This is a genomic window from Serratia sp. BNK-12, assembly GCF_047456085.1.
GTDB lineage: Bacteria > Pseudomonadota > Gammaproteobacteria > Enterobacterales > Enterobacteriaceae > Serratia > Serratia liquefaciens.
In genome coordinates this window covers 119,107-134,159 of the sequence record NZ_CP179896.1, presented here as the reverse complement: position 1 = coordinate 134,159, position 15,053 = coordinate 119,107, and the positions used below count along the sequence as shown (strand labels likewise).

Sequence of the window (15,053 nt, the reverse complement as noted above, 5' to 3'; positions counted from 1 at the left end):
ACAGAAAGGACTCATCGATTATGGAAGATGTCATTATTGGCAACGCTAAAAAAACTGATGCGGGAGAGGTGGTAAGGCTTATCGCACTGGCGGATAAAGATGCGGTACTGGCCCTGTCTGGCAAAGACGATATCAACGAAGCCCTGTTTCAGTACGAAGTGAACTTCGGCCGCCATGATGTCTATTTTGGCTATAAAAACGTCTTCGTGGCTCGGGACCAGGAAAAAATACTTGGCTGTATCCTGTATTTCAAAGGAGAAGATGAGTCAGGGTTCACAGCCATAACAGAACATCGAGCTGAAATGGAAAATGAATCAGACCCCGATGAAATATATATAGATTCCCTGGCCGTCCTGCCGGAGTGCAGAGGACGAGGGATAGCAAAATCTCTGATAAGCCGTGTTGTTGAGGAGGCCGGGCGACAAGGGCTCAATAAAGTCGGCCTTCTGGCAGACACGAAAAAACCTCATCTGAAAGCACTCTATCGCAAGCTAGGGTTCAAGGTGACGGCGGAGATAGAGCTCCTCAACGATCGCTACGAAAAGATGACGGTCGAAACGGGAGTTTAATGAGTCAGGAAAAGGGCGCCCTTTTCCTGATAGTGTTCTATATAGCAGCAGTACAACTGGTGTAATAAACCACAATTTTCATCTGGTCTTAATTGCCGCGAAATTGACTACAATGGCGGCATATTCTTATTACGAGGCAGTTGGCAGTTATGGAACAGTTTGAAGCGATCAACGTTGAGCAGGCGCACAGCCGTTGGAAAGACGACAGCGCCGCGCTGGTCGACATCCGCGATCCCCAGAGTTTTGAAGCCGGGCACACGCCAGGCGCCTTTCACCTGACCAACGCCAGCCTGCAGACCTTTATGCAGCAAAACGACTTTGATCGTCCGGTGATGGTGATGTGCTACCACGGCAACAGCAGCCGCAGCGCGGCGCAATACCTGCTGCATCAGGGGTTTGACGCAGTGTACAGCATTGACGGCGGCTTCGAGGCATGGGCACGCCAATATCCTCAGGACGTTGAAACCTCCGCATAATCCTCCCCCCGCCGTCTGCGGCGGGTTCCTTTTTCGCGCTTTTAGTGAGTGTTTTTGCGGGTTTTTCGCAGATCTGCTGCCTGCGCTCAGGATTTCGACGGTATAATCGGCCGTCAACGCCATCGGGGTAAACCGGCGGCTAAAATCATTCACTTAGACGGAAAAGCCATGGTTAGAGTAATCGCCGTATCCAACCCCCGCCTGGCGCAGGCCTTTGTCGACTATATGGCGACACAGGGCATCGAGCTACGGGTGCACAACAGCGGCGAAGCGGCAGAGATCTGGCTGGCTGACGACAGCCATCTGGAGCAGGTACAACATGAGCTGCAGCAGTTTCTGATCGATCCACTCAACAGCCGCTACCGGGCTGCCAGTTGGCAGGCCGGCAAGACCGACGCCGAGCTGCACTACCAGGGCTATTCTTATCTGCACACCTTGCGCAGCAAGGCCGGCCCGCTGACGCTGAGCGTGATGGCGCTGTGCATTGTGGTCTATATCCTGATGCAGATACTGGGCGACGACGCGGTAATGTACTGGCTGTCCTGGCCGCAGAACAGCGAGCAGTACACGCAACTGTGGCGCTGGGTCAGCCATGCTTTCCTGCATTTCTCGCTGCTGCACATCACCTTTAACCTGATGTGGTGGTGGTATCTCGGCGGCCCGATGGAAAAACGCCTCGGCGCCGGCAAGCTGTTCGTGCTGGCGGTGGTCTCGGCCTTTTTCAGCGGTTGGGCGCAGTCGCTGTTCAGCGGTGCCTTGTTCGGTGGCCTGTCCGGCGTAGTCTATGCGCTGATGGGTTACTGCTGGCTTAGCGGCGAACGTGCACCGGAACGCGGTCTGATGCTGCCACGCGGCCTGATGGTGTTTTCGGTTCTGTGGCTGGTGGCCGGATATTTCGATATTTTAGGAATGTCGATCGCTAACGCGGCACACGTAGCCGGTTTAGTGTTAGGGTTATTGATGGCATTTTGGGACACGCGTCATCGCGCGCACAACGAACAATAACAGCCAGGTACAAGCCGGGCGTTTTAGGGGATTATCGTGAAGCAAACACAGCGTCATGACGCAATTATCGAGCTGGTGCGCCTGCAGGGGTATGTCAGCACGGAAGAACTGGTCGAACATTTTGACGTCAGCCCGCAAACGATTCGCCGTGATTTGAATGACCTGGCCGATCAGAACAAAATCCAACGTCACCACGGTGGCGCCGCGCTGCCCTCCAGCTCGGTGAACGCCGCGTATAACGATCGTAAAGTGATGTGGTCGGAACAGAAAGCGCGTATTGCCCAACGCGTCGCCAGCCAAATCCCGGACGGTGCCACGCTGTTTATCGACATCGGCACCACGCCGGAAGCGGTCGCCCATGCACTGATGAACCACAAGAACCTGCGTGTGGTGACCAATAACCTGAACGTCGCCACCCTGCTGACCGCCAAAGAAGATTTCCGTTTGATCCTGGCCGGCGGCGAAGTGCGCACCCGCGACGGCGGCATCATGGGCGAGGCCACGCTGGACTTTATCTCCCAGTTCCGTCTCGATTACGGCATTCTCGGTATCAGCGGCATCGATATGGACGGCTCGCTGCTCGAATTCGACTATCACGAAGTGCGCACCAAACGCGCAATTATCGAAAACTCACGCTGCGTGATGCTGGTGACCGACCACTCCAAATTCGGCCGTAACGCGATGGTCAACCTCGGTAACATGAACCTGATCGACTATCTGTTTACCGACCAACTGCCACCGCCAAGCGTGATGAAAATCATCGAGCAGTACGACGTACAGCTCGAACTGTGCTAAGCCCTCTCCGTCACGTTTAACCCTGCGGTACCGCTTTTACCTCCGTTATTCCTGCCGTTTTCTCCGGGGTTCAGCCTGCTGGCCCCGGTCATTGCCATCCGAAATATCCCTTCTTTTTGTATAACTACTATCACCAAACTGTTACCTCTATCACGCCTAAATGTTTTTGTTTGGTTAAGTCTTGGCTTGTTTGTTGGTTTTTGATTACAATCATGAGCGAAAACGAACATGAAAGAGCTATTTCGAACATCTGGAGGAAGTTGACGTGGAAACCAAAGACTTGATCGTTATCGGTGGCGGCATCAACGGTGCCGGCATCGCGGCGGATGCTGCCGGGCGCGGCCTGTCCGTACTGCTGCTGGAAGCGCAAGACTTGGCCTGTGCTACGTCTTCCGCCAGTTCCAAACTGATCCACGGTGGCCTGCGCTACCTGGAACACTACGAATTCCGTTTGGTCAGCGAAGCGCTGGCAGAGCGTGAAGTGCTGCTGAAACTGGCACCGCACATTGCCTTCCCAATGCGTTTCCGTCTGCCGCACCAGCCGCACCTGCGTCCGGCCTGGATGATCCGTATCGGTCTGTTCCTGTACGATCACCTGGGCAAACGCACCAGCCTGCCAGGCAGCAAGGGTTTGCGCTTTGGACCAGAATCGGTGCTGAAACCAGAATTGAAGCGCGGTTTCGAATATTCCGACTGCTGGGTCGACGATGCTCGCCTGGTGGTGTTGAACGCCCAGGAAGTGGAAAAACGCGGTGGCGAAGTGCGTACCCGTACCAAGGTCACCCGCGCATGGCGTGAGAATGGCCTGTGGATGGTAGAAGCGGTCGACGTCGACAGCGGCAAAACCTTTACCTGGCGCGCCAAAGGCCTGGTGAACGCCACTGGCCCATGGGTGAAACACTTCTTCGACGACGGCCTGAAGCTGAAATCACCTTACGGTATCCGCCTGATCAAAGGCAGCCACATCGTGGTGCCGCGCGTACACGATCAGCCGCAGTCCTATATTCTGCAAAACGAAGACCACCGTATCGTCTTCGTGATCCCATGGAATGACGAGTTCTCCATCATCGGCACCACCGACGTGGAATACCACGGCGATCCGAAAGACGTGAAGATTGACGATAACGAAATCAACTACCTGCTGAAAGTGTATAACGACCACTTCAAGAAACAGCTGGGCCGTGACGATATCGTCTGGACTTACTCCGGCGTGCGCCCACTGTGCGACGACGAATCGGACTCGCCGCAGGCGGTTACCCGCGACTACACGCTGGACGTGCATGACGAACAGGGCAAAGCGCCGCTGCTGTCGGTGTTCGGCGGTAAACTGACCACCTATCGCAAGCTGGCTGAGCATGCGATGGAAAAACTGTCGCACTACTACCCTGGCTGCGGCCCGGCGTGGACCAAAAACGGTTCGCTGCCAGGCGGCGACATCGGTGGCGATCGCGATAGCTACGCCGCAAAACTGCGCCGCGAGCACAGCTGGCTGCCTGAATCACTGGCGCGTCGTTTTGCACGCACCTACGGCAGCCACAGTGAGCTGATCCTGGCCGGTGCCAACAGCCTCAACGATCTGGGCGAAGATTTCGGTCACGGCCTGCATGAAGCCGAGCTGCGCTACCTGATCGAAAAAGAATGGGTGGTAGAGCTGGATGACGCTATCTGGCGCCGCACCAAGTTGGGCATGTGGCTGGACGAAACGCAGCAGGCACGAGTCAAGGCCTGGCTGGCAGAACACGCGAAAGCGAAAACGCTGTCTCTGGCATCGTAAACCGCTAAACGTTAAAAGGGCCGGATATCCGGCCCTTTTTTACATTACAGCTTGATGGGTTTGATGTGCCAGATTTCGTCCGCATACTCCTGGATGGTGCGGTCGGAAGAGAAGTAGCCCATATTGGCGATATTCAGCACCGCCCGACGCGTCCAGTCGTCCTGATTGCGATACACCTCATCCACCTTGTCCTGCGTATCCACATAGCTGCGGTAATCTGCCAGCAGTTGATAGTGATCACCCAGATTTACCAGTGAATCAAACAGGTTGCTGTAGCGCTTAGGTTCTTCAGGGCTGTAAACGCCGGTGGCAATCTGGGTCAGCGCCTGATGCAGCTCCGGATCCTGCTCATAGTACAGATGCGGGTTGTAACCGTTGCGGCGTAGCTCCTCCACCTGCTCGGCGGTGTTGCCGAAGATGAAGATGTTCTCCGCCCCAACGTGTTCCAGCATTTCAACGTTAGCCCCATCCAGCGTGCCGATAGTCAGCGCGCCATTCAGCGCAAATTTCATGTTACTGGTGCCGGACGCCTCGGTGCCTGCCAGCGAGATCTGTTCGGACAGGTCCGCCGCCGGAATGATCATTTGCGCCAGGCTGACGCTGTAGTTTGGAATGAACACCACTTTCAGCTGCGTATGCACTCGCGGATCGTTGTTGATCACCTTGGCGACGTCGTTGATCAAGCGGATGATTTGTTTGGCGGCGTAATAAGCCGAAGCCGCCTTGCCGGCAAAGATCACCACGCGCGGCACCCGTTCGGTTTCCGGATCCTGCAGCAGGCGGTTATACAGCGTGATCACGTGCAGTACGTTAAGCAGCTGCCGTTTGTACTCGTGGATACGCTTAATCTGTACGTCGAACAGCGCGTCCGGGTTGACCACCACATTCAACGTTTTGGCGATGTAGGTCGCCAGTCGCTCCTTGTTCTGACGTTTGGCGCTTTGCACCGCCTTCAGGAAGCTGGGGTAATCGATATTGGCCTTGATCTCGCTCAGTTGGCTGAGATCGGTACGCCAGGTCTGACCGATGCTGTCGTCCAGCACGTCAGACAGCGGTCGGTTAGCCAGCCCCAGCCAGCGGCGTGGGGTGACACCGTTGGTTTTATTGCAGAATCGATCAGGGAAAATACGGGCGAAATCGGCAAACAGCGATTGCACCATCAGTTCGGAGTGCAGCGCTGAAACGCCGTTAACCTTGTGGCTCGCCACGACCGCCAGCCACGCCATACGCACCCGGCGACCATTGGTTTCATCAATGATAGACACCCGCGCCAGCAGCTCATTGTCGCCCGGCGCCACTTCCTGCACCTGTTTGAGGAAGTGATCGTTAATCTCGAAAATCAGCTGCAGGTGACGCGGCAGGATCCGACCAATCATGTCCAGCGGCCAGGTTTCCAGCGCTTCACTCATCAACGTGTGGTTGGTGTAAGAAAACACCTGCTCGACCACCGCCCAGGCATCCAGCCAGCTGAACTTATGTTCGTCGATTAGCCGGTGCATCAGCTCAGGGATAGACAACACCGGGTGGGTATCATTGAGGTGAATGGCAATCTTGTCTGCCAGGTTGTCGAAGCTTTTATGCATCGTCCAATGGCGGTTGAGGATATCCTGCACCGTGGCCGACACCAGGAAATACTCCTGCCGCAGGCGAAGCTCACGCCCTGAATACGTCGAGTCATCGGGATAGAGCACGCGTGATACGTTTTCAGAATGGTTTTTATCCTCAACCGCCGCAAAGTAATCGCCCTGATTGAATTTACCCAGGTTGATTTCATTACTGGCCTGCGCGCTCCACAGCCGCAGCGTATTGGTGGCGTCGGTATCAAAACCGGGGATCACCTGATCGTAAGCGGTGGCGACTACCTCTTCGGTTTCCACCCAGCGCGCCTTGGCGCCTTCCTGCTGGATCCGTCCGCCAAAGCGCACCTTATAGCGGGTGTTATGACGCGGGAACTCCCACGGATTGCCGTATTCCAGCCAATAGTCCGGTGACTCCATCTGTTGGCCGTTTACGATATTCTGTTTGAACATGCCGTATTCGTAACGAATGCCGTAACCCCGACCCGGCAGCGCCAGCGTCGCCAGCGAATCCAGGAAGCAGGCGGCCAATCGCCCCAGCCCGCCGTTGCCCAGCCCTGGATCGTTCTCCTCCTCCAGCAGTTCGCCCAGGCTCAGCCCCATCTCATTCAACGCGTCGTCGATATCCTGATAAATCCCCATCGACAACAAGGCGTTGGACAGCGTCCGGCCAATCAGAAACTCCATCGACAGGTAATAAACCTGGCGCACATCCTGCGAAAGTTGCGCACGGTTAGAACGTAACCAGCGCTCCACCATACGGTCACGCACCGCAAACAGCACGGCATTCAGCCAGTCATGCTGGTTGGCGATAGCCGGATCCTTGCCGACGATAAACATTAACTTATAGGCGATGGAGTGTTTCAGCGCTTCAACACTGACCGTGGGTGAGGTGTAACTAATCGGTGAAGTCATAGCTTTTCGATCCCAAGTTTGTGGCTGCCCGTCGCCTTTCAAGCCGCAGCGTTGTTACCTGCACTTGCTCACCCAGTTACTTACTAAAGTAAGCGCCTGGGGATGAGTAAGCTGGCCGCCTGGCTGCAACGTGAAATTCATAGGGCATTACAATAGGTGTTGATATACCCAAAATAATTGGTGCTGCATCAAGGCGGCAAAAAAACTTATCCCGATGAGCTTACACTGGTAAGTGATTCGGGTAAGTGAGTGCAGCCAACACAGAGACAGCGTCAAATATGACGGGAATAAAGCGACAAATATTCCTTTGCCGCGACCTGCCAGCCAAAATCCACGCTCATGGCGTGGCGCTGGACGTGACGCCAATGCTTCGGCCTGCTCCACAGCACCATGGCGCGCCGAATGGCGTTGCCCAGTGCGGTGGCGTCACAATCATCAAACACAAATCCGCTGGCGCTGCCGTCGGCCAGATTCTCCAACGCGCAGTCCACCACCGTGTCCGCCAGCCCCCCGGTGCGGCGCACCAGCGGCAGCGTGCCGTATTTCAAGCCATAGAGTTGAGTCAGCCCGCAGGGTTCAAAGCGGCTCGGCACCATGATCACATCGGCTCCGCCGATAATGCGGTGCGAGAAGGCTTCGTGGTAACCAATCTGTACGCCAACCTGCTCCGGATAGTCGGCGGCAGCGGCGAGAAACGCCTGTTGCAGTACCGCATCGCCGGCCCCCAGCAGCGCAAGTTGGCCGCCCTGCTCCAGCAGCGCCGGCAGGGCTTCCAGCACCAGATCCAGCCCTTTCTGACTGGTCAGGCGGCTCACTACCGCAAACACCGGCAACGACTCATCCACCTTCAGGCCCATGGCTTTTTGCAGGTGCAGCTTGTTCTTGACCTTGTTCTTCAGATCGTCAGCGTCGTAACGGGCAGTCAGCCGCGGATCGTGGGACGGGTCCCAAATTTTGTCATCTACGCCGTTAAGAATGCCGCTCAAGCGCCCCTGATGCTGGCGTTCCTGCAGCAGCCCCTCCATGCCATAGCCAAACTCCGGCCGGGTGATTTCGCGCGCGTAGGTCGGGCTGACGGCGGTGATATGGTCGGCGTAGTACAACCCCGCCTTCAGGAATGACATCTGGCCGTAAAACTCCAGGCCATAGACGTTGTAGAACGAAGGCGGTAACCACAGCTCTGCCACGTGATGGGCGGAGAACAACCCCTGATAGGCCAGGTTATGCACGGTGAAGATGGATCGCGCCGGATGGCCATTGGCGGCCAGATAGGCACAGGCCAGCCCCGCATGCCAGTCATGGGCATGCACTATCTGCGGGCGCCAGTACCGATCCAGCCCCTTGGCCAGCTCACAGGCTATCCAGCCCAGCAGGGCAAAGCGTCGGTGGTTGTCGGAATAGGCATTCATTGATTGGTCGTGATACGGGCTACCCGGCCGCTCGTACAGCCAGGGGGCATCAATCAGGTAAATGCCCACGCCGTGGTAGGTGCCGTAACGCAAGCCGACCCGGCCGGCGAAAGAATCGATTTCTGCCACCAGAACCGAGTCCGGTATGCCGTTGCGCACGTCAGGAAAAGCGGGCAATAACACCCGAACATCGCCGCCCTCGGCGATCTGAGCCGCCGGTAATGCGCCAACCACGTCTGCGAGCCCGCCGGTTTTCAACAGGGGGAACATTTCAGAACATACGTGTAAAACCTGCATTATCACTCCTGAGAATCGGCAAAATTACTCTGGAAAAGCAGGCTTGCCGCTGTTGTTAATCCCGCGTTGTGCAAGCCATCAGTCCGTTATACCCGTCATACTTCAAGCTGCTTGGGTGTTGGCTGAACTATTCGGCCCATCCTTGGGCCTCACCCCTTACGGGGCTGCTGCAAGCAGCGTTCAAATCTGCTCCCGGCAGATTTGTCACTCACCCCAGAAACGATCTTGAGTAAACTCCTGGGGATTCACTCAGTTACCGCCTACAAGCAACTCGAATTATTTTGGGTATATATAGCGGCAGGCGGCAGTTTTTGCTGCCGACTACCTTAACTCACAACTTTGACAACATTTCGCGCGTAACCAGCACAATGCCACCTTCCGAGCGATAAAAGCGTTTGCTGTCCTCGTCGGCGTTTTCGCCAATCACCATGCCCTCGGGAATATGGCAGGCACGGTCGATAATGCAGCGCCGCAGACGGCAGGAACGGCCGACGTTAACGTCCGGCAGCAATACGGTAGAGTCGATGGTGCAGAACGAGTTCACCCGCACCCGCGGGAATAGCACCGAATGCACCACCACCGAACCGGAGACGATGCAACCGCCGGACACCAGCGAGTTCATGGTCATACCGTGGCTACCGGAACGATCCTGTACGAATTTGGCTGGCGGCAGCGGTTCCATATGAGTGCGAATTGGCCAGGCACGGTCATACATATCCAGCTCTGGTGTCACCGAAGCCAGATCGAGGTTGGCGCGCCAGTAGGCCTCGAGCGTACCCACATCACGCCAGTACGGCGGCAGATCGGGGTTGGAGGTCACACAGGACAGCGTGAACGGGTGCGCCCAAGCCGCTTTCTGGGCGGTGATTTTCGGGATCAGATCCTTGCCGAAATCGTGGGTGGAACCCGGCGTCGACATGTCCTCTTCCAGCAGTTGGAACAGGTAGTCAGCGTTAAAGATGTAGATCCCCATGCTGGCCAGCGACATATCCGGGTTGCCCGGCATCGGCGGCGGGTTGCTGGGTTTTTCCAGGAATTCGAGGATCAGATCGTTTTCGTCCACTTCCATCACGCCGAACTCGCTGGCTTCCTCACGGGGTACCGGCAAGCAGGCAACGGTGCATTGCGCGCCCTTCTCCACGTGGTCGATCAGCATGCGCGAGTAATCCATCTTGTAGATGTGATCGCCCGCCAGGATCACCACATATTCGGCGTCGTAACGGCGAATGATATCCAGGTTCTGGTACACCGCATCCGCCGTGCCCTTGTACCAGTGCTCGGTACTGAGGCGTTGCTGGGCCGGCAACAGATCGACAAACTCGTTCATCTCTTCGTTGAGGAACGACCAACCGCGCTGGATATGCTGCACCAGAGTATGGGACTGGTATTGGGTGATCACGCCGATGCGGCGGATGCCCGAATTCAGACAGTTCGACAGGGCAAAATCGATAATGCGGAATTTACCGCCAAAGTGGACGGCCGGCTTGGCCCGGGTTGAGGTTAAATCTTTCAAACGCGAACCGCGGCCACCGGCCAGGATCAGGGCGACGGACTTAATCGGCAGTTGGCGTGCCAACATCAGGGGGTCTTTATTTTCAAACCTAACCATAGCTGACTCCTTTTATTTTTTCTTTACCAGCACGCAAATCGAGTGCGCAGCCTGGTGCCAGGCGGGTAAAACCGCCCGCGAATCTTCCTGAGTAAAGGGAGCGACAAGCTGCCAATCGCCGACGGGCAACGTCATCTCCACCGCCTGCTGCGTGGCGTTCACGACCACCAGCCAGCGTTGCGACAGACAGATCTGCAAACGCAGCTCACCCTGCTCCCACTCCTGTGCGTCGAGGGGTTGCCCCTGCGCGTTCAGCCACTGCACGCTGCCGTCACCCTCCTGCCACCAGCGGTCTTGCTGCAAGGCAGGGATTTGTTGGCGTAAACGGATCAGTGCTGCGGTGTAATCGGTGAGAGCGTCATCTGCCGTGGCCCAGTCGAGCCAGGTGATAGCGTTGTCCTGACAATAGGCATTGTTGTTGCCCTGCTGGCTGTGTCCATGCTCGTCGCCGGCCAGCAGCATCGGCGTCCCCTGGGACAGCAACAACGTGGCGAGCAGCGCTCGTCGGCTGGCCCTGCGGCGTTGCAAAATGGCATCGTCGGCAATCGGGCCTTCAACACCGTGGTTATTGCTAAAGTTACGATCACTGCCGTCACGGTTACCTTCACCGTTCAGTTGGTTGTGCTTGCGGTTAAAACTGACCAAGTCCTGCAGGGTGAACCCGTCATGAGCGGTCAGCATGTTGATGCTGGCGTACGGCGCACGCCCGCGTTGGTTAAACAGATCACTGGAAGCGGCGAAACGTTGGGCGAACTGCCCCAACGATATGCCGTCCTGCAGCCAGAAACGACGGATATCGTCCCGGTAATGGTCGTTCCACTCGGCGAAGCGCCCCGGGAATTGGCCCACCTGGTAACCGCCAGGCCCGATATCCCACGGCTCGGCGATCAGCTTGCAGCGAGAAAGCAGGTCGTCCGCCAGCAACGCCTGGAACAACGGCGCATCGCGGTCGAACGCAGGTGTACGGCCAAGTACGCTGCCCAGATCGAAGCGGAAGCCATCAACGTGGCATTCGCCCACCCAAAAACGCAGACAGTCCATCACCCAGGCCACGCCCTGTGGCTGATCCAATCGCAGCGTGTTACCGCAGCCGGTATCGTTCACGTAGTCGCCGTCGGGGGTGAGCCAGTAATAGCCCGGGTTATCGATACCGCGCAGCGACAACGTCGGCCCATCGGTATCCAGCTCGGCGCTGTGGTTGAACACCACGTCAAGGATCACCTCAATACCGGCCTTATGCAGTGCTTTCACCGCATCGCGAAACTCGCGCAGCGGCGTCGTATCAGTGCGCAGGCTGGAATAACGGTTATCCGGCGCAAAGGGCGCAAGTACGTTATAGCCCCAGTAATTAATCAGTCCGAGCCGCTGCAGACGCGGTTCAGAACTGTGCTGCTGCACCGGCAACAACTCCAGCGCAGTGATGCCGAGCCGCTTGAAATAGGCAATCATCACCGGGTGACCGAGCGCGGCGAAGCTACCGCGCAACACCGGTGGGATTTCCGGATGCTGCAAGGTCAGGCCGCGCACATGCGCTTCGTAGATCACCGTTTTGCCCCAGGGCGTAGCCGGCGGGCGGTCATCCTGCCAATCGTAAGCTTCGTCAATCACCACGCACTTGGGCATCAGTTCGGCGCTGTCATGCTGATCCGGCCGGTCATAGCCGCCATGCAGATAGGGATCATCTGCAACCGGTCCCTCTACCGCGCGTGCGGCGGGATCCAACAGCAGCTTGTTGGGGTTAAAACGCAACCCCTGCGCAGGATCAAACGGACCATGTACGCGGAAACCGTAACGCTGCCCCGGTTTACCGCCCGGCAGGTAGCCGTGCCAGATATCACCGCTGCGCGCCGTCAGTGGCAGCCGAACCTCCTGCTGCTGCTCGTCAAACAGGCACAGTTCCACCCCCGTGGCTCGGGCGGAATAGAGGCTAAAGTTGATGCCGTTACCGTCATAGTGCGCCCCGAGAGGCGCGGCGATGCCGGGCGTCAGCTCAGTCATTGCGCCTCCCGCAGCAGGTAGATGGTCGCCAATGGCGGTACGGTCACGCTGATCGAATACTCGCGGCCGTGGTTGCCTATCTGTTCAGACACCACGCGGCCCTGATTGCCGGTATTGCTGCCGTGATAATGATGCGAGTCGGTATTGAGGATTTCCCGGTATTCGCCGGCACGCGAAATGCCGATGCGATAATGATGGCGCGGTACCGGAGTGAAGTTGCTGACGGCAATCAGCTCATTGCCCTGCGAATCGTAACGGGCAAAGGCGAACACCGAGTTGTCGTGGTCGTCCACCACCAGCCACTCAAAGCCGTCAGGGCGATAGTCGCGCTCATACAACGGCGCCTGCTGTTGATAGCAATGGTTGAGATCGCGCACCAGCCGTTGCACGCCGTGGTGCCAACCGTCCAACCCTTCCAGCAGGTGCCAGTCGAGGCTGCTGTCGAAGTTCCATTCGCGCCCCTGGGCAAATTCGCAGCCCATAAACAGCAGCTTCTTGCCCGGATGCGCCCACATAAAGCCGTAGTAGGCGCGCAGGTTGGCAAACTTCTGCCAGGCATCGCCGGGCATGCGGTCGAGCACCGATTTCTTGCCATGCACCACTTCGTCATGGGAAATCGGCAGCACAAAGTTCTCGGTGTAGGCGTACAACATGCCGAAAGTCATCTGATTGTGATGATATTTTCGGTGCACCGGGTCGCATTTCATGTAGTTAAGCGTGTCGTGCATCCACCCCAGGTTCCATTTGTAATGGAACCCCAGGCCATTGGATTCCGGCGGCAGCGTCACCCCAGGGTAATCGGTGGATTCTTCCGCCAGCGTCACCGCGCCGGGGCGCTCCTTGCCGACGGTGTGGTTGGTATAACGCAGGAAGGCGATGGCCTCCAGGTTCTCGTTACCGCCGTAGTAATTCGGCACCCATTCGCCGTCAGCGCGGCTGTAATCACGGTAGATCATCGAGGCTACCGCATCGACGCGCAGCGCATCTATGCCATAACGCTCCAGCCAGTAAAGGGCATTACCTGCCAGATAATTACGCACTTCGTTGCGGCCATAGTTATAGATCAGGGTATTCCAGTCCTGATGAAAGCCTTCGCGCGGATCGGCGTATTCATACAGCGCGGTGCCGTCGAAGTTCGCCAGGCCATAGGCGTCGCTGGGAAAATGCCCCGGCACCCAGTCGAGGATCACGTTAATGCCGGCCCGATGCGCCGCAGCCACAAACGCCTTAAAGTCAGCCGGAGTGCCAAAACGTCGGGTCGGCGCGTACAGACCTAAAGGCTGATAACCCCAACTGCCGTCAAACGGGTGCTCGTTAATCGGCAGCAGCTCGATATGGGTGAATCCCATGTCCTTGACGTAATCAATCAGCTGCACGGCCAATTCACCGTAGCTGAGCCAGAAATTATCGTCGGTGTGGCGGCGCCACGAGCCAAGATGCACTTCGTAGATAGAAATCGGGCGGTCAAAATCATTGGCCCGCTGACGTTGCGGGGTGTTTTCTACCACCTCAGGCAACGGAGTGACCAACGACGCGGTGTCCGGTCGCATCTGCGCTTCAAATGCGTAAGGATCGGCTTTGAGCTGGGTGTTGCCGTAGCAGTCGATGATTTCATATTTGTACAACTGCCCGGCCTTCACGCCCGGCAGAAACAGCTCCCAAATGCCATTTTCACGACGCAGGCGCATCGGATGGCGGCGTCCGTCCCAAAAGTTGAATTCCCCCACCACCGAGACTCGCTGGGCGTTGGGTGCCCAAACGGCAAAACTGACGCCTTCGACGTCATCGAGCGCGGCGAGATGAGCGCCCAAACGTTCATAAGGACGCAAATGGGTCCCTTCAGCCAACAGCCAACTGTCGATATCCTGCAGCAGGGTGCCGAAGCGGTAGGGATCGTCGACGATCTGTTGGTGATCGTGCCAGCGCACATCAAACTGATAGCGGAACGGCGTTTTACGGCGCGGCACCGTGGCGCTGAAAAAACCCCGCTCATCATCACAGTTCAGCTGCACCAATCGGCGGCCGGTTTGCTGATCCCGCAGCCAGACTTCGCTGGCGTCAGGCAACAGCGCACGCACCTGCAGGCCGTTGTCGACCGCATGCATGCCAAGCAGGGAAAAAGGATCGGCAGAGTTGCCGGAGAAAAGCTGATCAATCACGTCACGATCGGGAAGTACAGGCATAGTCTTCTTCCTAAGATTAAGAGCATGATTTATAAGAGGCCACGCAGCCCATCGCCTTTCAGGTTACAGCGGCGTTGGCTGTACCTTGAGATCCACAGGGCGTAACGCTTAATCCATAGCCGTTTTGGTTATCATGCAATTCATTCGGTTTCTAAAGCGTGATTACAGTCGGTTATTGATCAATTTTCACCCTACCGACCCGAATACCGCTCTTTATGCTTATTTTTGGTGCTGGCGAAAATTTATCCGCCAGCCCTTTAAGCATAGCTAATGTCAGTTAAAAACATTGCCGCATTACCAGGAAAAAGCTTCATTAAGAAAACTGCCAGCCTGACAGCGTCTTTGCGCTGCTGCCCGCATGGTGGAGTGCCGATGGCTTGTGTGCTTTCTCCCCTTTGCAGCGACTTAGTCCATAGCGCGCCGAAACGGAGAAAAAGGAAGAAAAT

10 protein-coding genes are annotated in these 15,053 nt (G+C 56.8%); 5 read left to right on the top strand and 5 right to left on the bottom strand.

The window, feature by feature from the left end; all coding sequences use genetic code 11:
• The first annotated feature begins 20 nt into the window (after positions 1 to 20).
• From ACMGG1_RS00545 to glpD, 5 genes are all read left to right on the top strand, one after another.
• Positions 21 to 569, top strand: coding sequence for a GNAT family N-acetyltransferase (locus tag ACMGG1_RS00545; protein ID WP_020837372.1), 549 nt, complete (start codon positions 21 to 23; stop codon positions 567 to 569).
• A gap of 149 nt (positions 570 to 718) precedes the next feature.
• Positions 719 to 1,045 (top strand): thiosulfate sulfurtransferase GlpE, encoded by a 327-nt coding sequence (gene glpE / locus ACMGG1_RS00540; protein ID WP_020837374.1) that lies wholly within the window; start codon positions 719 to 721, stop codon positions 1,043 to 1,045.
• A 168-nt stretch (positions 1,046 to 1,213) separates the two neighbouring features.
• Complete coding sequence (gene glpG, locus ACMGG1_RS00535; RefSeq protein ID WP_020837376.1) at positions 1,214 to 2,050, top strand: rhomboid family intramembrane serine protease GlpG; 837 nt, start codon at positions 1,214 to 1,216, stop codon at positions 2,048 to 2,050.
• 36 nt (positions 2,051 to 2,086) lie between these two features.
• Complete coding sequence (locus ACMGG1_RS00530) at positions 2,087 to 2,845, top strand: DeoR/GlpR family transcriptional regulator (RefSeq protein WP_020837378.1); 759 nt, start codon at positions 2,087 to 2,089, stop codon at positions 2,843 to 2,845.
• A gap of 265 nt (positions 2,846 to 3,110) precedes the next feature.
• Entirely contained in the window at positions 3,111 to 4,619 is a 1,509-nt protein-coding gene (gene glpD, locus ACMGG1_RS00525) for a glycerol-3-phosphate dehydrogenase (RefSeq protein WP_046372456.1), read from the top strand.
• Positions 4,620 to 4,663: 44 nt separating this feature from the next.
• Here glpD and glgP read toward each other — a convergent pair whose 3' ends face one another.
• The 5 genes from glgP to glgB all read right to left on the bottom strand — a co-directional run bounded on the left by glgP (position 4,664) and on the right by glgB (position 14,607).
• Positions 4,664 to 7,111: a glycogen phosphorylase gene (glgP, locus tag ACMGG1_RS00520; protein WP_046372455.1), complete on the bottom strand. Its 2,448-nt coding sequence runs from the start codon at positions 7,109 to 7,111 to the stop codon at positions 4,664 to 4,666.
• A 272-nt stretch (positions 7,112 to 7,383) separates the two neighbouring features.
• On the bottom strand, positions 7,384 to 8,817 hold the full coding sequence (gene glgA / locus ACMGG1_RS00515) for a glycogen synthase GlgA (protein ID WP_046372454.1): 1,434 nt from the start codon (positions 8,815 to 8,817) through the stop codon (positions 7,384 to 7,386).
• A 331-nt stretch (positions 8,818 to 9,148) separates the two neighbouring features.
• The gene (gene glgC, locus ACMGG1_RS00510; protein WP_020837383.1) at positions 9,149 to 10,426 is read right to left on the bottom strand and encodes a glucose-1-phosphate adenylyltransferase; all 1,278 of its coding nucleotides are present in this window, start codon (positions 10,424 to 10,426) and stop codon (positions 9,149 to 9,151) included.
• Positions 10,427 to 10,438: 12 nt separating this feature from the next.
• A complete protein-coding gene (glgX, locus tag ACMGG1_RS00505; RefSeq protein ID WP_130016894.1) occupies positions 10,439 to 12,424 on the bottom strand; it encodes a glycogen debranching protein GlgX in 1,986 nt (661 codons plus the stop codon).
• Positions 12,421 to 14,607 carry a 1,4-alpha-glucan branching protein GlgB gene (glgB, locus tag ACMGG1_RS00500; RefSeq protein WP_414161093.1) on the bottom strand — a complete coding sequence of 729 codons (2,187 nt, stop codon included), beginning with the start codon at positions 14,605 to 14,607 and terminating at the stop codon, positions 12,421 to 12,423. The genes glgX and glgB overlap by 4 nt, the downstream gene beginning before the upstream one ends.
• Positions 14,608 to 15,053 lie beyond the last annotated feature (446 nt).